The sequence below is a fragment of the Streptomyces sp. NPDC037203 genome (assembly GCF_055605065.1).
The window spans coordinates 166,272-183,095 of the sequence record NZ_JBVJUC010000002.1 but is presented as its reverse complement, the minus strand read 5'-3'; the positions used below and the strand labels follow the sequence as shown (position 1 = coordinate 183,095).

Here is a 16,824-nt window from a genome sequence, read left to right as displayed (position 1 = left end):
GGCTTCGCTTAAGGAAGGGATCGGGGCCGGTTAAAGGTGGAGACCAGCCGGCGTGCCCCGCGCCGGCGCACGGCACCCCGGTGTCCCCGGCGCCGCGGCCCGCGCGCGTCCCGCTGGAAGCGGATGCGTATCTCGCTGCCGCCCAGCACCGAGGCGCCGATGCGGACGTCGCCGCCGGTGGACTCGGCGAGCCGGCGCACGATGTCGAGGCCGAGCCCTGTGGAGCCCGTGGTCCCCGAGCCCCGGCCGCGGGCCAGCGCCGCCTCGGGGTCGGGTATGCCGGGGCCCGCGTCGGAGATCAGCACGATCACCGCGTCCTCGCCCTGGTGCACGTCCACCGCGAAGGCGGTGCCCTCCGGGGTGTGCCGGAAGACGTTGCCGAGCAGGGCGTCGAGCGCCGCGGCCAGGTCGGCGCGGGCCACGGGTATCCGCACCGGGCGGTCCACCCCGGCCACCCGCCAGGCGCGGCCCTCGTCCTCCGCGAGCGCGGACCAGAACTCCATCCGCTCGCCCACCACTTCGGCCGCGTCGCACCCGGCGCCGGAACCGGGCGCGGCCGTCTGGGGCTTGGCCTCCCGCGCCGTGCGGATGATGGTGTCCACCTCCCGCTCCAGCTGGGTGACGGCCGCGCGGGTCTGCTCGGCGGCCGGTCCGGCGCCCAGCGAGGCGGCGTTCAGCCGCAGGACGGTGAGCGGGGTGCGCAGCCGGTGGGAGAGGTCGGCGGCCAGCTCCCGCTCGCTCGCGAGGAGCCGGACGACCTGGTCGGCCATGGAGTTGAACGCGACGGCCGCGAGCCTCAGTTCGGTCGGGCCCTCCTCCGGCACCCGTGCGCCCAGCTCGCCCTCGCCCAGTTCCCGCGCGCCCTCGACCAGCCGGCGCGCGGGCCGCACCATGCGTACCCCGAGCCGGTCGGCGACGGCGACCGAGCCGACGATCAGCGCGAGGCCGACGCCGGCCAGCACCGCCCAGGCGGTGCCGACGCCGTGGGTCACCTCGGACTCCGGGACGTACACCTCGACCACGGCGATCGCGCCGGAGCCGAGCGCCACCGGCTGCAACAGGGCGAAGCCGCCGGTGACGGTGGCGGTGGAGGCCCGGCCGAGGCGTCGTACCGCCCGGATGTCGCGGCCGGTGGCGTGGGAGGCGCCGGTGTCGAGGGCGGCGCGGGTGCCCTCGGCGGGCAGGTGGACGGCCAGGTGGGAGTCGGCGCCGGCGGCGGCCACCACGCGCTCCAGTTCGTCCCGGTCGGTGGTGATCGACAGCGCGGGCGCCACGGCGGCGGCCTCCCGCTCGGCGCTCGCGAAGGCACGGTCGCGGGCCATCTCCCGGACCACCAGGCCGAGCGGCACGGCGAAGGCGACGACGACCATGGTGGTGACCGCCAGGCAGACCTTGACCAGGGCCCACCTCATCGCGGCGGCTCCGGGTCCGCCGGGGGCTCCAGCTTCACGCCGACGCCGCGGAGCGTGTGCAGATAGCGCGGCCGGGCCGCCGTCTCACCCAGTTTCCGGCGCAGCCAGGACAGATGGACGTCGATGGTCTGGTCGTCGCCGTACGACTGCTGCCAGACCTCGGCGAGCAGTTCTCTGCGCGGGACGACGACGCCGGGGCGTGCGGCGAGGAAGGCGAGCAGATCGAACTCGCGGCGGGTGAGGTCGAGCCGGGTGCCGTCCAGCTCGGCCTGGCGGCGCAGCGGGTCCACGGTCAGGCCGCCGACCCGCAGCACGCGGGAGGGCGCGTCCTCGCCGCCGGTGGCGCGGGCGCGGCGCAGCACCGCCGAGATCCGGGCGCACAGGTGGCCGACGGAGAACGGCTTGGTCAGATAATCGTCCGCGCCCGCGTTCAACAGCCGGACTATCTCCGCCTCGTCGTCGCGCGCGGTGGCGATGATGACCGGCACGTCGGTGATGCCGCGCAGCATCTTCAGGGCCTCGGAGCCGTCCAGGTCGGGCAGCCCGAGGTCCAGGACGACCACGTCGAAACGGTGGTGGGCGACCTCGCGCAGCGCCTCCAGCGCCGTACCGACCGAGCGCACGGTGTGCGAGGCGTCGGTCAACTGCCGGATGAGCGCGGAGCGTACGAACTGGTCGTCCTCGACCACGAGCAGACTTGCCATGCGCCGCACCGTACGCCATGCGCGGGAACCCGGTGCGGGCCTGTGGACAACTCCCCGGCTGTGGACAACCGGCGCCGGCCGGTGGTCCCGCACGACCGGTGGGGCAGGATGGACCGCGATGCGCAGAGGACTCGTACACGTACTGGCCTGGCTGCTCGCGACGGGCGCGGCGGTCACGCTGTCGTGGTGGGGCGTGCATACGGTGATGGCCGGGACGGCGCCCGCCCCGCCGCGCGCGCTGCCGGTCGGGGGAGCCGTCGCCCCGACGACGATGGCGACGTCGGCCACGGCTCCGGGCCCGCGGCCGTCCCGCTCGCACTCCGCGCCTCCGCCGCCGTCCCGCTCCGCCGGGGCGACCGGCCACTCCTCGCGGGGTCCCGGCTCCCGGCCCGGCCCCTCCCCCACCCCTTCCACCGCCTCCGGCACGGTCAAGGCGTACGACACCGACGGTGGCCGTGCGGTGTTCGAGCTGGGCGCGGCCGATGCCACGCTCGTCTCGGCGACGCCGGGGGCCGGCTGGTCGATGCAGGTGTGGAAGACGCAGACGTGGATCCGGGTGGAGTTCAGCCGGGGCACGGACCGGGTGTCGGTGTTCTGCGCCTGGCACGACGGCCCGCCGCACGTGGACATCGGCACCTACTGAGACGGCCGGCCGGGGCTCAGCGGAACGCTCAGCGGAACACGGAGGGCGGCGGCGCCGGGGAGTCCACGGCCGCCGCGTCCGTGACGGGCGGCGCGCCGCCGGTGAAGTCGGTGAGCGCGCGGCCGTGTTCGACGCGGGCGGTGTGCGGGTCGGAGGCGGCGCGCCGGGTGAGTTCGGCGAGCGGCAGCGGCAGGTCGGCGGCGACCAGCACCGCGTTGCCGAAGCGTTTGCCGCGCAGCACGGCGGGGTCGGCGATCAGCGCGAGTTCGCCGAACCGGGCGGCGGCGGTGGCGATCTGGCCGCGCAGATGGGCGAGCGGCGGGCCGTCGGCGAGGTTGGCGGCGTAGATCCCGGAGGGTTTCAGGGCGCGGCGGACCTCGTCCAGGAACTCGGTGGAGGTGAGGTGGGCGGGGGTGCGGGCGCCGCTGAAGACGTCGGCGATGATCAGATCGGCCCAGCCGTCGGGCACCTTGCCGAGTCCCGCGCGGGCGTCCGTGGAGCGCACCCGGATCCGGGCGCCGGCGTCCAGCGGCAGCTCGCGGCGGACCAGTTGCACCAGGCGCGCGTCGCGCTCCACGACCTGCTGGGTGGAGCGCGGCCGGGTGGCGGCGACGTAGCGGGCGAGGGTGAAGGCGCCGCCGCCCAGGTGGACGGCGTGCACCGGCTTGCCGGGCGGGGCGGCGAGGTCGATGACGTGGCCGAGGCGGCGCTGGTACTCGAAGGAGAGATACGCCGGGTCGTCCAGGTCGACGTGCGACTGGGGCGCCCCGTCGATCAGCAGCGTCCAGGCACGGCCCCGGTCCGGGTCGGGGACGAGCCGCGCGAGACCGCCGTCGACGGCTTCCTCGACGGCGGCGACGGCGGCGGCTGCGCGCCGGGGGTTCCTGGACCTGCCCATCCGGCCATTTTCGCAGGTCTCCGCGGTATGCGTGTCAGCGGCAGTTGTCGGCGGCCTCGATCAGGCGCGCCGCCTCCCCGAGGGCCTCGCGCAGCACGGCCGGGTCGGTGGCGAGGTCGGCGTCGTCGCCGGGGGGCAGGAGCCAGTCGGCGCCCGCGACCGGGGGCTCGGGGGCGAGCCGCAGCCCGCGCCCGTTGGTCTCGGTGCAGGTGCTGCCCGGCACGTCCCAGCCGGCCGCCGTGCCGGCGGGCACCAGGAAGCCGAGGGTGTCGCGGTCGTCGTCATGCAGCACCGGTCCGACCGCGTCCGCGGCACCGCGCCGCAGGATGTCGACCGCTTCGAGGCCCTGCCGGGCCGGTACGGTCACCAGGTCGCACACCGTGTCGCCCGAGGCGGGCGACAGCGGCGGGGTACACGGTTTCTTGCTCTGGCTGGTCTCCATGCCCGCCTCCACCACACAGCACTGTCGCGGTCAACACGTTCAACGCGCCATCCTGTCAACGGCTACGGCACAAGTGCGCCGCAAAGGATGGCACTTCATGGCAGATCACGGATGAGATATCCGCTTTTGTGGCCAAACCCAGCGTGGCGGGACCCTCACAGCCGGTACGTTCTTGCTCGCCGGAACCAGGGCACCACTCGGGCGCCATGTCCCGAATCCGCCCCGGCACCGGCATGGTTCGACGGTTCGCACGAGAGGACCCGGCCATGGCGTCGTCTACCGTGACCTCGTCACAGCCCGAACGGCCACCCCGGCCGAACCTCGCCTTCCGGCGGCTGCGCGGCCGGCGCTCACCGGCCGAGTTCGCGGCGCTGGTGCGGCGGGCCGCGCGGGAGATCGGTGAGCGGGTGAGCTGTGACGCGCGCTACGTCGGGCGGGTCGAGGCAGGTGAGATCCGCTGCCCGAACTACGCCTACGAGCGGGTGTTCCTGCACATGTTCCCCGGTCGTACGCTCGCCGACCTCGGTTTCGCGCCCCGCTCGACCGTCCGCGGCCGCGCGGCGCGTACGGCCACGCCGTCTCCCGCCGTGCGGGGGGCCGCCGCCGTGGCGAGCGGCGGCGTGTCGGAGCCGCCGGACCAGCACGACCCGTATGACCCGCACGAGGCGTACGGCCCCCAGGGGCCGTACCCGTACGACCATCCGAACCACGAGGAGAGCGACGTGCTGCGTCGCGCATTCATGACCGGCGGGGGCGCCACCGTGGCCGCCGCCGCGCTGGGCCCCCTGCGGCTGGCCCCGGACGCCGTGCCCGCGCCCCGCCGCTCGCACCGGCCCGGCGGCTCCGAGGCGACGGCCCTGGAGGAGGCGGTCCGCCGGATCCGGCTGCTGGACGACCGGCACGGCGCGGACGGCCTCTACCGGGGCGCGGCGGCTCCCCTGCGCGCGGCCTACGCGCTGCTGGACGCCGGGGCGACCCGGCAGGCCACCGTCGAGCGGCTGCACGCGGGCGCGGGTGAACTCGCCATCTCCGTGGGCTGGCTGGCGCACGACTCCGGCCGCTTCGACGACGCGCGCTCGCACTACGCGGAGGCGCTGGCCACGGCCCGGATGACCGGGGACGAGGGGCTGGAGGCGCACGCCTTCTGCAACACCGCGTTCCTCGCGCGGGACGCGGGCCGGCCACGGGAGGCGGTGCGCGCCGCGCAGGCCGCGCAGCGGGCGGCCCGGTCGCTCGGTTCCGACCGGCTGAACTCGCTGCTGGCGCTGCGGGAGGCGGGAGGCTGGGCGGGGCTGACCGACCGCACCGGCTGCGCGCGGGCGCTCGCGCGGGCGCAGGCGCTGTTCGCGCGGGGGCGCTCCGACGCGGACCCCGAGTGGATGAGCTTCTACGGTGAGGCCGAACTGGAGGGGCTGGAGGCGCAGTGCTGGTCCATGCTGGGCGACTGGCCGCGCGCGTCCCGGCACGCCCGGCGGGCGGCGGACCTCCAGGACCCCCACTTCACCCGGAACATCGCCCTGTATACGGCGGAGCTCGCGGACGACCTCGCGCGCGAGGGGCGGCCGGACGAGGCGGCGGAGGCGGGGATGCGGGTGCTGTCGCTGCTGCACCAGGTGCAGTCGTCACGCATCCAGACGATGCTGGCGGGCACGGCACGGGTGCTGCTGCCGCACCGGCGGGCGGCCGGGGTCTCGGATTTCCTCGACCGGCACAAGGCGTATCCGAGAGTGGCGGGAGCCTGAGCGAGGGGCCGGGGGCTGGCCGGAGGAGTGTTGCTCCCCGGCCCGCCGGACGACCCTGTCAGCCCGCCAGATGGCCCACGTCGTTCCAGCTCTCCAGCGCGGGTTCGCCGTACGCCCAGCCCAGGATCGACAGGGACGTCGGGTTGAGGCGGATACGGGCGGCGAAGTCGAGCGGGAAGCCGAGCCAGCGGGCGGCCAGGGAGCGCAGGATGTGGCCGTGGGCGAAGAGGAGGACGTCCCGGTCGGCGGAGCGCGCCCAGCCGACGACCTCGTCCGCGCGGGCGGTGACCTCGGCGACGCTCTCTCCTTCGGGGACGCCGTCGCGCCAGATCAGCCAGCCGGGGCGGACGGCCTGGATCTCCGCCGGGGTCAGGCCCTCGTACGCGCCGTAGTCCCACTCCATCAGCGCGTCCCAGGTCTCGGCCCGCTCCCCGAACCCGGCCAGCGCGCAGGTCTCCGCCGCGCGCGCGAGCGGGCTGGTGCGCACCGCCACACCGGGCAGCCCGTCCAGCGGCGCCCGGTGCAGGCGTTCGCCGAGCAGCTTCGCGCCGTGCCGGCCCTCCTCCAGGAGCGGCACATCGGTCCTGCCGGTGTGCTTGCCGGACAGCGACCACGCCGTCTGTCCGTGCCGGGCCAGCAGGATGCGCGGTGCCATGGGGGACCTTTCCGGGAGACGGACGCCCAGAAGACGCCACGGGAACGACAAGAGTCGGCCCCTCCATCATCGCTCACCCCGGTGGGGCAACCCCGCCCCCGGTCCCGGCGTCTTTGTGGGCCGGGGCCGCCCACCGCCGGACGACCCCGGAGCACCCGCGTGGGCCGCGGAAGGACACCGTAAAGTGGCACGGTCGCCCGCCGGGTGGCCGTACCGCAGAAGGGGGAGGGCGATCGGATGCCGCAGACCGAGATACCGGGCACCGAGGTGGCGCCCCGCACCCGGTTGCGCTGGTGGACCGAGCTGCCGCTGCTCGTCCTGGTCTACGGCTGCTACTCGGCCGGCCGCCTGTTGGTGCGCGGCGACGTCGACGACGCCGTGGACCACGGCCTGGCCCTGCTGCGCGCCGAGAAGCTGCTCCACCTGAACGCCGAGCACCCCCTCAACCGCCTGTTCACCCGCGAGCCCTGGCTCGGGATACCCGCGGACTTCTGGTACGCCTCGCTGCACTACCTGGTCACGCCCGCGATCCTCGTCTGGCTGTTCCGCAACCGCGCCGAGCACTACCGGCGGGCCCGCGCCTGGCTGATGACGTCCACGTTCATCGGACTGATCGGCTTCACCCTGGTGCCGACCTGCCCGCCCCGGCTGCTCGCCGCCGACCAGGGCTTCGTGGACACCATGGCCCACTACAGCGCGTACGGCTGGTGGGGCGGCGACGCCAGCGCCCCGCGCGGTCTGGGCGGCATGACCAACCAGTACGCGGCGATGCCGAGCCTGCACGTCGGCTGGGCGCTGTGGTGCGGGCTGATGCTGTGGCGGCACGGCGGCAACCGGCTCACCAAGGTCCTGGGCGTGCTCTATCCGCTGGGCACCGCGCTGGTCGTCATGGGCACCGCCAACCACTACCTGCTGGACGCGCTCGCCGGCGTCGCCGTGATGGGCGTCGGCCACCTGCTCGCGCCGCGCGTGCTGCGGGCCGTCGACCTGGTCCGCGCCCGGCTGTCCAAGGGCTCCGCGGCCGGAAGTTCCGCGATTGTCAGTGGCGGATGCCAGACTTCCGCGGGTGAGCGAATTCCACGGCAGCGCGAGTCGCGGCCCGGCGCCGGAGCCGAGCCGGACCCCTCCCCCACGGACGCGGGCGACGGGGCTCCGGCACCGGCTCGCTGAGCTGCGCGGCCCCGGCGTACCGGCGAAGGCCCTGGACGCCCGCGCCCTCGCGGCGCTGGCCGCCAACCCCGGCTGCCGCAGACGGGCGATCCTGGACGGCGCCGGGGTGGACAAGGCCAGGCTGGCGAGCGCGCTCGGGGCGCCCTCCGGCTTCGGCCAATCGCAGTTCGCGCTGACCCGCGGCAACGCGTTCGAGGCGAAGGTGAAGGCCGACGGCGGCGCCGAGCTGCTGCGCCTCGCGCACTCCCGCCTCGACCCGGCCGCCGAGGCTCCCGCGTCCGCCGCGGTGCCGGACCTGACCGCCCACGGCCCCGAGGGCCGTACGGCGCGTACGGCCCTCGCGCTGCGCGAGGCCACCCGCGCGGGCGGCTGGACACTGCTGGACCACCCGATGCTCGCCCTGGACGTGGCGGGCTCGCTCGCGTTCCTGGAGCCGGACGCGGTGGTGGTGCACCCGGACGGAAGCTGGTCCGTGGTGGAGATCAAGTCCTTCCCGATGCTGGACGGTTCCGCGGACCCGGCGAAGGTGGGCGCCGCCGCCCGGCAGGCCGCGGTGTACGTGCTCGCCCTGGAGGACGTGGCCGCCCGGCTCGACCCCGCCCCGCGGGTGCGCCACCGGGTGCTGCTGGTGTGCCCCAAGGACTTCTCGAACCTGCCGGCCGGATCCGCCGTGGACGTGCGCAAGCAGCGGGCGGTCACCGCGCGGCAGCTCGCCCGGCTCACCCGGATCGAGGAGATCGCCGGCTCCCTGCCCGAGAGCACCTGCTTCGCGCCCGACCGGGAGCCCGAGGAGCTGACGGCCGCGGTGGCGGCGGTCCCGGCGACCTACGCGCCCGAGTGCCTGTCCGCCTGCGAACTGGCCTTCCACTGCCGCGAGCGGGCCCGCGCGGCCGGCGCGGTCACCCCGCTCGGCCGGCCGCTGCGCGCCGAACTGGGCGGCCTGACCACGGTCGGAGACGTCCTCGCGGCGGCCCACGGCGAGCTGGGCGACCCGGACGATCCGGCGGTCGCGGCCCTGCGCCGGGCGGCGGCCCTGCGCGCCGAGGCCCTCCAGGAGGCCAGGAACCGGGAGGTGGCCGCCGTATGTCGCTGATCGACACCCTCGCCCGCCTGGAGGCCGTCGGCAGCGGGCGGGCCCTGGCCGCCGCGACCGTGCGGCACCGGCATCTGTCCGGCCGTCCGCTGGTGTTCGTGCCGCTCACCACCGCGGGCGAGGCCGGCGCCCCGCTCGGCGCACTGGTCGGCACCGAGCGGGACGCGCCCCGGCTGCTGGTCGTACCGCAGCCCCGCGACCGCGAGCTGCGGTTCGCGTTCCTCGCCGAGCTGGCCGACGTGATCCTGCCGTACATCGACTCCTACGCCACCGAGGTGGAGGCCGCCGAGCGCACCGAGACCGACCCGGAGACCGGCAAGCGGGTCAAGGTGGAGACGGAGCTGTGCGCGGACGCCCCCCAGCTGATCGTGCCGAGCCGCGCCGGCCTGGAGTTCGTACGGCTGCTCGGCCGCTCCATGCGCTTTCGCCGCACCGCGGAACAGGACCCGGAGGCGCCCTATCCGGCGCCGCCGCGGGTGCCGCTGCTCGGGCGCTGGCTCACCCACTACGGGGAGCGGGCCCGCGTGCCGGGCTCCGCGCTGCTGCTCGCCCTCACCGATGTGCTCTCCCGGCACTGGGCGACCGGCCAGTCGGGCCTGGAGGACCAGCACCTGGGGGCGCTGCTGGCCTGGATCGACCCCCCGGAGGGGATGAGCGGCGCCGAGGCCGCGCGGGCGGCGGAGCTGGCGCGCGACGAGGCCGGGCAGCTGCGGTGCCCGCCGGCCGGTCCCGCCACCGACCCCGCGTTCGACAACAAGCGGCTGGCCCCGGCGATCGAGCGGTACGACCGGGCGCGCACCGCCCTCGCCGCCGCCGAGGACCCGCTGGAGGCCGACGACCGGCTCGCCGCGCTCACCCGCGCCGAGCGGGAGATCCGCGAGCTGATCGAGGGCCAGACCCGGCCCACCTGGGAGGCGGTGTGGCGGGGCCTGGACCTGCTGCGGGCGCTGCCGGAGGGCGGGCATGCCGGGGAGCGCTGGGTGCGGGACCGCTGGTCGTTCACCGGGCACCGGGACCGGGTGCTGGCCGGGGAGCCCCCGCAGCCGCGCCGGGACGACGCGGTGACGGCGGCGAACAAACTGGCCGCCCGCGAGCGGGAGCAGGCCCGGCTGGAGGCGCAGGAGGCGCTGGACGATCCGCTGGTGATGGCGGGGCGGCGGCTGGCCGGGGAGGCGTTCGCGGGCGAGGTCACCGAGGTCGTCATGGCGTACAGCGAGGGCAAGCGGCCGAGCCCGCGCCCGCTGGTGACGGTCCGCACCGACGACCGGCCGCAGCTCGCGGAGCGCGTCAAGGTGTACCGGTCGCTGGGCGGCCGGCCGCAGTCGGCGGAGTTCGTGGAGCGGGCCGCCGAGGACGCGGTCGTGCTGCGCGTCCTCGACAAGATGGGGCGCGGCAGGGAGCCGGAGCCGGGCTCGGTGCCGGAGAAGGGCGAGCGGGTCTGCTTCACCCTCTTCGAGCACGAGCAGCGCGGCGGGGCGAAGCTGCCCGACCCGGAGGAGACCCCGTGGACGCACGGCGGACCGCCCGGCGAGGCCGTGGCGGAGGCCGCCGATCCGATCACCGAGGAGGACGTGCTGTGACGACCGTCGAGGCGGACCCCCAAGCCGCCGCCGCCCGCGCCACGGACGCGATCCTCCACGACACGCTGCACGGTACCGAGCGCGGCGTGGTGGTCGACTCGCCGCCCGGCGCGGGCAAGTCCACGCTGGTGGTGCGGGCGGCGCTGGAACTCGCGGACGCGGGGCGCCCGTTGATGGTGGTGGCGCAGACCAACGCCCAGGTGGACGACCTGGTGCTGCGCCTCGCCGGGAAGAACCCGCAGCTGCCGGTGGGGCGACTGCACAGCAGTGACGCGGACGCGTACGACAAGGCGCTGGACGAGCTGCCCCAGGTGCGTACGTCGGCGAAGGCGGCCGATCTCGCCGGGCTGCCGGTGGTGCTGTCCACGGCGGCGAAGTGGGCGCATGTGAAGGTGGACGAGCCCTGGCGGCACGCGATCGTGGACGAGGCGTACCAGATGCGCTCGGATTCCCTGCTCGCGGTCGCCGGCCTGTTCGAGCGGGCGCTGTTCGTGGGCGACCCCGGCCAGCTGGACCCGTTCGCGATCGTCGGCAGCGAGCAGTGGGCGGGGCTGTCGTACGACCCCTCGGCCTCCGCCGTCACCACGCTGCTGGCCCACAACCCCACGCTGCCGCAGCACCGGCTGCCGGTCTCCTGGCGGCTGCCGGCCTCCGCGGCGCCCCTGGTCTCGGACGCGTTCTACCCGTACACCCCGTTCCGCAGCGGCACCGGGCCCGGTGACCGCCGGCTCGGCTTCGCGGTGCCCTCCGACGGCTCGGGCCCGGACCGGGTGATCGACGAGGCGGCCGCCTTTGGCTGGGGCCTGCTGGAGCTGCCCGCCCGGCACACCCCGCGCACCGACCCGGAGGCGGTGCGGGCGGTCGCGGCGGTGGTCCGGCGCCTGCTGGACCGGGGCGGCGCGGCGCTCTCCGAGGGCTCATCCGAACCGGTGCCGCTGACCGCCGCCCGGATCGCCGTCGGCACCGCCCACCGCGACCAGGCGGCCGCGGTGCGCTCCGCGCTGGCGGAGCTGGGCGTCCGCGACGTGACGGTCGACACGGCGAACCGGCTCCAGGGCCGCGAGTACGACGTCACGGTCGTCCTGCACCCGCTCTCCGGGCGCCCCGACGCCACCGCCTTCCACCTGGAGACCGGCCGCCTGTGCGTCCTGGCCTCCCGGCACCGCCACGCCTGCATCGTGGTCTGCCGCGAGGGCGTCACCGACCTGCTGGACGACTACCCCTCCACCGAACCGGTCCAACTGGGCACGCTGGTCAAGTTCCCGGACGGCTGGGAGGCGAACCACGCGGTCCTGGCCCACCTGTCGGAACACCGGGTGACCTGGCGGCCATGACCGACGCACCGGGCACCCGGCGGCCGACACCCAGCCCAGCACCACCCCCTCGCTCGCCGGACGGAGTCCGGCACGCCGCCGGAGGCGGCCGATGGCTACAGCCCGGACGGCTGGGAGGCGAACCACGCGGTCCTGGCCCACCTGTCGGAACACCGGGTGACCTGGCGGCCGTGAGCCCTCTCCGGGGCCGCGGCCTCACCGTGGAAGCGCCCTTGCGCGCACGCGGGACAATGGACGGTGGTCCGGCAGCCCGCCGGTCCGGCAGGAAGGCCGTACGAGGAGGAGATGAAGACATGGCGGAGCCCACGCCGCGTCGGAACGAACCGCGGCTACGCCCCGCGCCCCTGATCTTCGAGCCCGCGGAAGCGGCCGCCGATCCCGAGCATTTCTTCCAGCTGGAGTCCATCGAGGATCCGCGGGCGCTGCTGTCCCGCGCGACGGAGCTGACCCAGGCGTTCCGCGCGGCCGCCGACCGTGCCGTGGAGTTCCAGGCCATCGCCGCGGCCCAGCTCGCCGACCCGCGCCGGTTCGACCGGCTGACCACCGCCGACATCGCCGAGCGCGCGGAGTGGACCGAGGACTATGCCAAGCGCATGGTCGAGTTCGGCCGGGACCTGATGCGCGGGAACAGCGAGGGCCGGACCACCGCCGATCCCGTGTGACCCCGCGGGCGATCCGCCGTGTGATAAGCCGACGTGATCCTCGTCTGGCATATGCCAAGCGGGCAAGATACTCCTCTCCACCGTCACCTGTCCCAGTTTTCCGCAACTCAGCAGAACCGGTTGCTCACCGCCGGTAGATCTGTACGGCATGAGCGGTACACCGAACGTCACCCGCGTCACCTCCGACGGCGCCGCCTGGCTCGCCTCGGCCGGGACCTACCCGCAGCGCACGCCCGCCCCGGCCGTGCTGCCCTGCGGCACCGTCTTCGACGTGGTCAGCGCCCCGGCCGTCTTCGGCCGCCGGATGCTGGACCGACTCTGGGACGACGGCCCCGGCTCGGGCCCGGTCGCGATGTCCCGTGGCCGGATGCTGCTGTTCTGCGCCCCCGGCACCGCCCACCGGCTGCCCTCGCTGCTGGCCTGGGAGGAGTGGGGCTCGCACCGGGCCGCCGCCGTACCGCCCCTGCTCTGCCACGGCACGGGCGACGCGGTGACCGTCCCGGCACCCGACGGCGACGCCTCGGCCGACCCCCGCTGGCTGGTCGCCCCGGACGCGCGTCACCCCTGGCTGCCGGGCCCGGAGGTGCTGCTGTGGGCGGCGGTACGGGCGGCCCGGTCGGCGGTGCGGATATCGATTTTTCCTCCCGCCGACCAGGATGCTAAGGTCTACGACGTCAGCAGGCGCCGCTAGCTCAGTTGGTTAGAGCAGCTGACTCTTAATCAGCGGGTCCGGGGTTCGAGTCCCTGGCGGCGCACGCGATGGCGATGGCGAGTTCGACCGCAAGAAGCGCGGTCCGAGCTCGCCATCGCTGTTTTCGTACGGCTTCCGCCGCGCGGTGTGGGTGGCGAAGCCCCACACCCCCCTTCAGGGCGACCTGGTGGACACCGGCCGGGAGGTCAGCCCCTGATCCTCTGCGTGATCTTCACCGTCCACGCCCCCGACGCCGTCCTGTCCTCCACCTCGACCTTCACGCCCTGCCCCGGCACGGTGAAGCTCTCGCCCAGGGCCACCGGAGCGTCCGCCAGGGGCGGGTAGACGGAGTCGTCGGGGCAGGCCGAGGTGTGCGGATGGGCGTCGACGACCTCGACGGGGCCGCCGCCGGATGCCGCACCGCTGCGCACCCGGTAGACGAGGATGCCCTCGCGGCAGGTGGCGCGGTCGTTGCCGGCGGCGGTGCGGGCCTCGAAGGCGAGGGCGCTGTCGGCCCCGGTGCGCACCACGGCCAGCTTCACCCCGCCGCCGAGCCCGAACGCGGGCGCCCCGCCGGTGCCCTGCACCGGGATGCCGGGCCCCGCGGCGAGGGGTTCCAGGGTGATCCGGGTCGGCCCGGTACCGCGCACGCACATCACCTGACGCGGGTCCAGCCACCCGAGCCGCCACTTGTGCCAGGCGAACAGATCCGGCGAGAGGCCGAACTGGCTGCCCATCAGGTCCCAGTCGCCGACGTGCGTGTCCCAGTCGCCCTTGCCGTCGGCCGGGCGGTGGTAGAGGTCGGGCAGATCGAAGACATGGCCGGTCTCATGGGCGAGAACCAGCCGGTCCGGCGGATGCTTCTCGAACACCGTGACGACGCGCCGGACATCCGTGCCGTCCACATGCAGGGGGGTGTCGAGGTTGACGACCTTGGTGGCGTCGGAGTCCACGCCGGGCGCGTCCGGGTCGGCCACCAGATACACCACCTGGTAGCGGGAGAAGTCGACGACTTTGTCGGCCACTTTGAAGGCGTCGTTCAGATAGGCGGCCCGGTCCTCGGCGGCCCAGTCCCGCCGCATGGCGTACGCCGTCGAGGGACGGGGCATACGCAGCCAGTGCGTCAGCGGATGCGGGCGCAGGGTGAACCTGCCGTAGGAAGCCTGCTCGAAATAGCGGCTGGTCTCCGGGAAGTGGTCGGCCGTCAGCTCCGCCGGGGTGGTGCGCGGAGTGCCGTCCGGAAAGGACAGGAAGACCATCACCGCGTCCAGCGTCCGGGTGGGGCGGGTGTAGTCGGAGTCCCAGGTGTCGACGCCCTCGGAGTGGTGGGCCTCGGTGCGGTGCAGGGCACAGGGGGCGGTGGAGAAGGGCTCGGCGACCGACGGGCCGGTGAAGATCGAGGTCGCGGCCACCGCCGACAACGTGGTGCACACGGCGGCGGTGCTGCGCAGCAGGGGCACGGACATGACCTCCGGACGCGGTTCGACAGACCCGCACCCAGGTTGCTCGGTTTCGCCACTCGATGCCCTGTTTGTCTGCACCAGAAGGGTGAGCGCTCCCCATTTGGGCGCCCGGCGCACTACGGCGCTCGTCATCCCTGATTCACTCACGGAACGTCACAACTGGTCGACGGGCTCAATAACCCGTCCAGGTGCGGGCAGAAACGATCTGTCAGAAAGTCCGTCCGGTCCGGGACACTGGATGATGGCTGGAAGGGCCTGGGGCCAGCCTCTATGATCGGCACACTTTCCGGCACGGACAGAGATCGAGTGCACTGCGGGAGCGAGCGGTGAGCGGAACGTCCGAAGGGCCGACGCCCGCGGCAGACCTCGACCGGTCAGCCGTCACAGACAGTGATCACATCACCTACGACCGTGTCTTCGGAGCGGCGCCGCTCGCCATGGCCGTCGTGGACCGCGGGGGATTCGTCCTGCGCGCGAACCCGGCCTTCGGCGAGCTGCTCGGCACCGACTGCGACACCCTCACCGGCCGGTCCGCCGCGGAACTGGTGGACCTGGCCGCCGATGCCCGTTCCTGGCACGCCTACCGGGAGGTGCTGAGCGGGCGGCAGGCCAGACTGCGCTGCACCCGCAGGCTGAAGCGTCCCGCCGGGAGCACGGTGTGGGTGCAGCTGACCGTGGTCCCGCTGACCGACGGCGGGGCGGGCGTGCTGCTGACCGCCGCCGACATCAGCGCCCGCCGTGAACTCCAGGCGCGGCTGCGGCACTTGCAGATGCACGACCCGGTGACCCGGCTGCCCAACCGCACCCTGTTCTTCGAGCGCCTGACGGCCGCGCTGGAGGCGGAGTCGTACGAGCGCGGCGGCACCGGCCGGATCGGGCTGTGCTACCTGGACCTCGACGGGTTCAAGGCGGTCAACGACACCCTCGGCCACCGGGTCGGGGACCGGCTGCTCGCCGCCGCGGCCGAGCGGCTGACCAGGGTCGCCGACGACGCCGGGTACGCCCGTGCCGCCACCCCCCTGGTGGCCCGGCTCGGCGGGGACGAGTTCGCGCTGCTGGTGGAGGACTCCACCGGCACCGAACAGCTCGCCGACCTCGCCGAGTCCGCGCTCGCGGCCCTCCAGGAGCCCTTCGACCTGGCCGGGCAGCGGCTGTCGCTGACGGCGTCCATCGGGGTCGTGGAACGCCATGCGGCGGGCACCACGGCGACCGGTCTGATGCAGGCGGCGGATACGACGCTCTACTGGGCGAAGGCCGACGGCAAGGGCCGCTGGACGCTGTTCGACCCCGAGCGCAACGCGCACCGGATGACCCGGCAGGCGCTGTCCTCCACCCTGCGGCCCGCCATCGAGCGCGGTGAGTTCGCCCTCGAATACCAGCCGTTGGTGGGCATGGAGGACGGCCGGCTGACCGGGGTGGAGGCGCTGGTGCGCTGGCACCATCCGCAGTTCGGCACGCTGACGCCGAATCGGTTCATCGGGCTGGCCGAGGAGGACGGCTCGATCGTGCAGCTCGGCCGCTGGGCGCTCGTCACCGCCTGCCGGCAGGCCCGCCGCTGGCAGCAGGCCCACCCCGGCGAACCGCCGATCTTCGTCAGCGTGAACGTGGCCGTGCGCCAGGTGTGGGACTCCGACCTGGTGGCGGACGTGGCGGAGACCCTGGCGGACACCGGGCTGGCCCCGCATCTGCTCCAGCTGGAGCTGACCGAGTCCGCGGTGATGGGCTCGGCGGGCCGTCCGCTCCAGGCGTTGCAGGCCCTGAGCGACATGGGGGTGCGCATCGCCATCGACGACTTCGGCACCGGCTACTCCAACCTCGCCTACCTCAGCCGGCTCCCGGTCTCGGCGCTGAAGCTGGACGGCTCCTTCGTCCGCGGCTTCCAGTACGAGGAGCCGCCCAAGGGGGTGGCACCCAACCCCGCCGACGAGGTGATCGTGGAGGCGATGATCCAGCTGGCCCACCGGCTGGGCCTCACGGTGACCGCCGAGTGCGTGGAGACCTCCGCCCAGGCCACCCGGCTGCGCCGCATCGGCTGCGACACCGGCCAGGGCTGGCTGTACTCCCGCCCGGTGCCGCCGGACCGCATCTCCGAGCTGCTGGGAGCGCGGGCGTACACCGCCACCACGTGAGGACGGCCGCGCCGCCACCACCTGAGGACGGCCGCGCCGCCATCGCGCGGGAGCGGCACGTCCGGTGTCGCGGGAACTAGGGCCTTTCTTCCGGATCAGGTCGGCTTGAGTTGGCGGTGCCTTACGGCCGAGCCGAGCGGGGGCTGGTGCGTGCAGATGCAAGGCGGAGGAGGGAGTCGACGCGGAGCGTCGACGACCGACGACAA

15 protein-coding genes and 1 tRNA gene are annotated in these 16,824 nt (G+C 74.6%); 10 read left to right on the top strand and 6 right to left on the bottom strand.

Annotated features, from left to right (window positions below; translation table 11 throughout):
* Positions 1-8 precede the first annotated feature (8 nt).
* Together ACZ7EC_RS05325 and ACZ7EC_RS05320 are read right to left on the bottom strand one after the other, a co-directional pair.
* A complete protein-coding gene (locus ACZ7EC_RS05325; RefSeq protein ID WP_471058284.1) occupies positions 9-1,412 on the bottom strand; it encodes a sensor histidine kinase in 1,404 nt (467 codons plus the stop codon).
* The gene (locus tag ACZ7EC_RS05320) at positions 1,409-2,116 is read right to left on the bottom strand and encodes a response regulator transcription factor (protein WP_471058281.1); all 708 of its coding nucleotides are present in this window, start codon (positions 2,114-2,116) and stop codon (positions 1,409-1,411) included. The genes ACZ7EC_RS05325 and ACZ7EC_RS05320 overlap by 4 nt, the downstream gene beginning before the upstream one ends.
* A 118-nt stretch (positions 2,117-2,234) precedes the next feature.
* Here ACZ7EC_RS05320 and ACZ7EC_RS05315 point away from each other — a divergent pair, with 118 nt between their 5' ends.
* On the top strand, positions 2,235-2,759 hold the full coding sequence (locus tag ACZ7EC_RS05315; RefSeq protein ID WP_471058278.1) for a hypothetical protein: 525 nt from the start codon (positions 2,235-2,237) through the stop codon (positions 2,757-2,759).
* 28 nt (positions 2,760-2,787) lie between these two features.
* Here the strand turns inward: ACZ7EC_RS05315 and ACZ7EC_RS05310 are convergent, their stop codons facing one another.
* Entirely contained in the window at positions 2,788-3,657 is an 870-nt protein-coding gene (locus ACZ7EC_RS05310; protein ID WP_471058276.1) for a spermidine synthase, read from the bottom strand.
* Positions 3,658-3,691: 34 nt separating this feature from the next.
* Positions 3,692-4,099 (bottom strand): hypothetical protein, encoded by a 408-nt coding sequence (locus ACZ7EC_RS05305; RefSeq protein WP_471058273.1) that lies wholly within the window; start codon positions 4,097-4,099, stop codon positions 3,692-3,694.
* Between the two features lie 266 nt (positions 4,100-4,365).
* Between ACZ7EC_RS05305 and ACZ7EC_RS05300 the strand changes: the two genes are divergently transcribed.
* Entirely contained in the window at positions 4,366-5,841 is a 1,476-nt protein-coding gene (locus tag ACZ7EC_RS05300) for a hypothetical protein (protein ID WP_471058271.1), read from the top strand.
* A 58-nt stretch (positions 5,842-5,899) separates the two neighbouring features.
* Here the strand turns inward: ACZ7EC_RS05300 and ACZ7EC_RS05295 are convergent, their stop codons facing one another.
* Positions 5,900-6,496, bottom strand: a complete 597-nt coding sequence (locus ACZ7EC_RS05295) for a histidine phosphatase family protein (RefSeq protein WP_471058268.1) — start codon at positions 6,494-6,496, stop codon at positions 5,900-5,902.
* 237 nt (positions 6,497-6,733) lie between these two features.
* Between ACZ7EC_RS05295 and ACZ7EC_RS05290 the strand changes: the two genes are divergently transcribed.
* The 7 genes from ACZ7EC_RS05290 to ACZ7EC_RS05260 all read left to right on the top strand — a co-directional run bounded on the left by ACZ7EC_RS05290 (position 6,734) and on the right by ACZ7EC_RS05260 (position 13,090).
* Positions 6,734-7,666, top strand: coding sequence for a phosphatase PAP2 family protein (locus ACZ7EC_RS05290; protein WP_471058265.1), 933 nt, complete (start codon positions 6,734-6,736; stop codon positions 7,664-7,666).
* Complete coding sequence (locus tag ACZ7EC_RS05285; RefSeq protein WP_471058262.1) at positions 7,563-8,759, top strand: hypothetical protein; 1,197 nt, start codon at positions 7,563-7,565, stop codon at positions 8,757-8,759. The genes ACZ7EC_RS05290 and ACZ7EC_RS05285 overlap by 104 nt, the downstream gene beginning before the upstream one ends.
* A complete protein-coding gene (locus tag ACZ7EC_RS05280; RefSeq protein WP_471058260.1) occupies positions 8,750-10,339 on the top strand; it encodes a hypothetical protein in 1,590 nt (529 codons plus the stop codon). The genes ACZ7EC_RS05285 and ACZ7EC_RS05280 overlap by 10 nt, the downstream gene beginning before the upstream one ends.
* Positions 10,336-11,673: an AAA domain-containing protein gene (locus ACZ7EC_RS05275; RefSeq protein ID WP_471058257.1), complete on the top strand. Its 1,338-nt coding sequence runs from the start codon at positions 10,336-10,338 to the stop codon at positions 11,671-11,673. The genes ACZ7EC_RS05280 and ACZ7EC_RS05275 overlap by 4 nt, the downstream gene beginning before the upstream one ends.
* A gap of 293 nt (positions 11,674-11,966) precedes the next feature.
* Positions 11,967-12,335: a hypothetical protein gene (locus tag ACZ7EC_RS05270; protein ID WP_085564885.1), complete on the top strand. Its 369-nt coding sequence runs from the start codon at positions 11,967-11,969 to the stop codon at positions 12,333-12,335.
* A 148-nt stretch (positions 12,336-12,483) separates the two neighbouring features.
* Positions 12,484-13,026, top strand: coding sequence for a hypothetical protein (locus ACZ7EC_RS05265; protein WP_471058255.1), 543 nt, complete (start codon positions 12,484-12,486; stop codon positions 13,024-13,026).
* Positions 13,017-13,090, top strand: a tRNA-Lys gene (locus ACZ7EC_RS05260). Before ACZ7EC_RS05265 ends, ACZ7EC_RS05260 begins: the two co-directional genes overlap by 10 nt.
* A 142-nt stretch (positions 13,091-13,232) precedes the next feature.
* Here the strand turns inward: ACZ7EC_RS05260 and ACZ7EC_RS05255 are convergent.
* Complete coding sequence (locus ACZ7EC_RS05255) at positions 13,233-14,492, bottom strand: M6 family metalloprotease domain-containing protein (RefSeq protein ID WP_471058253.1); 1,260 nt, start codon at positions 14,490-14,492, stop codon at positions 13,233-13,235.
* A 323-nt stretch (positions 14,493-14,815) separates the two neighbouring features.
* Between ACZ7EC_RS05255 and ACZ7EC_RS05250 the strand changes: the two genes are divergently transcribed.
* The gene (locus ACZ7EC_RS05250) at positions 14,816-16,618 is read left to right on the top strand and encodes a putative bifunctional diguanylate cyclase/phosphodiesterase (protein ID WP_471058250.1); all 1,803 of its coding nucleotides are present in this window, start codon (positions 14,816-14,818) and stop codon (positions 16,616-16,618) included.
* Positions 16,619-16,824: the final 206 nt, after the last annotated feature.

What these genes read in the sequence shown, in the direction of transcription:
- ACZ7EC_RS05305 (WP_471058273.1), bottom strand. Translation starts at nt 4,099, where the DNA reads ATGGAGACCAGCCAGAGCAAGAAACCGTGTACCCCGCCGCTGTCGCCC.
- ACZ7EC_RS05310 (WP_471058276.1), bottom strand. Translation starts at nt 3,657, where the DNA reads ATGGGCAGGTCCAGGAACCCCCGGCGCGCAGCCGCCGCCGTCGCCGCC.
- ACZ7EC_RS05325 (WP_471058284.1), bottom strand. Translation starts at nt 1,412, where the DNA reads ATGAGGTGGGCCCTGGTCAAGGTCTGCCTGGCGGTCACCACCATGGTC.
- ACZ7EC_RS05265 (WP_471058255.1), top strand. Translation starts at nt 12,484, where the DNA reads ATGAGCGGTACACCGAACGTCACCCGCGTCACCTCCGACGGCGCCGCC.
- ACZ7EC_RS05270 (WP_085564885.1), top strand. Translation starts at nt 11,967, where the DNA reads ATGGCGGAGCCCACGCCGCGTCGGAACGAACCGCGGCTACGCCCCGCG.
- ACZ7EC_RS05290 (WP_471058265.1), top strand. Translation starts at nt 6,734, where the DNA reads ATGCCGCAGACCGAGATACCGGGCACCGAGGTGGCGCCCCGCACCCGG.
- ACZ7EC_RS05280 (WP_471058260.1), top strand. Translation starts at nt 8,750, where the DNA reads ATGTCGCTGATCGACACCCTCGCCCGCCTGGAGGCCGTCGGCAGCGGG.
- ACZ7EC_RS05255 (WP_471058253.1), bottom strand. Translation starts at nt 14,492, where the DNA reads ATGTCCGTGCCCCTGCTGCGCAGCACCGCCGCCGTGTGCACCACGTTG.
- ACZ7EC_RS05300 (WP_471058271.1), top strand. Translation starts at nt 4,366, where the DNA reads ATGGCGTCGTCTACCGTGACCTCGTCACAGCCCGAACGGCCACCCCGG.
- ACZ7EC_RS05315 (WP_471058278.1), top strand. Translation starts at nt 2,235, where the DNA reads ATGCGCAGAGGACTCGTACACGTACTGGCCTGGCTGCTCGCGACGGGC.
- ACZ7EC_RS05295 (WP_471058268.1), bottom strand. Translation starts at nt 6,496, where the DNA reads ATGGCACCGCGCATCCTGCTGGCCCGGCACGGACAGACGGCGTGGTCG.
- ACZ7EC_RS05320 (WP_471058281.1), bottom strand. Translation starts at nt 2,116, where the DNA reads ATGGCAAGTCTGCTCGTGGTCGAGGACGACCAGTTCGTACGCTCCGCG.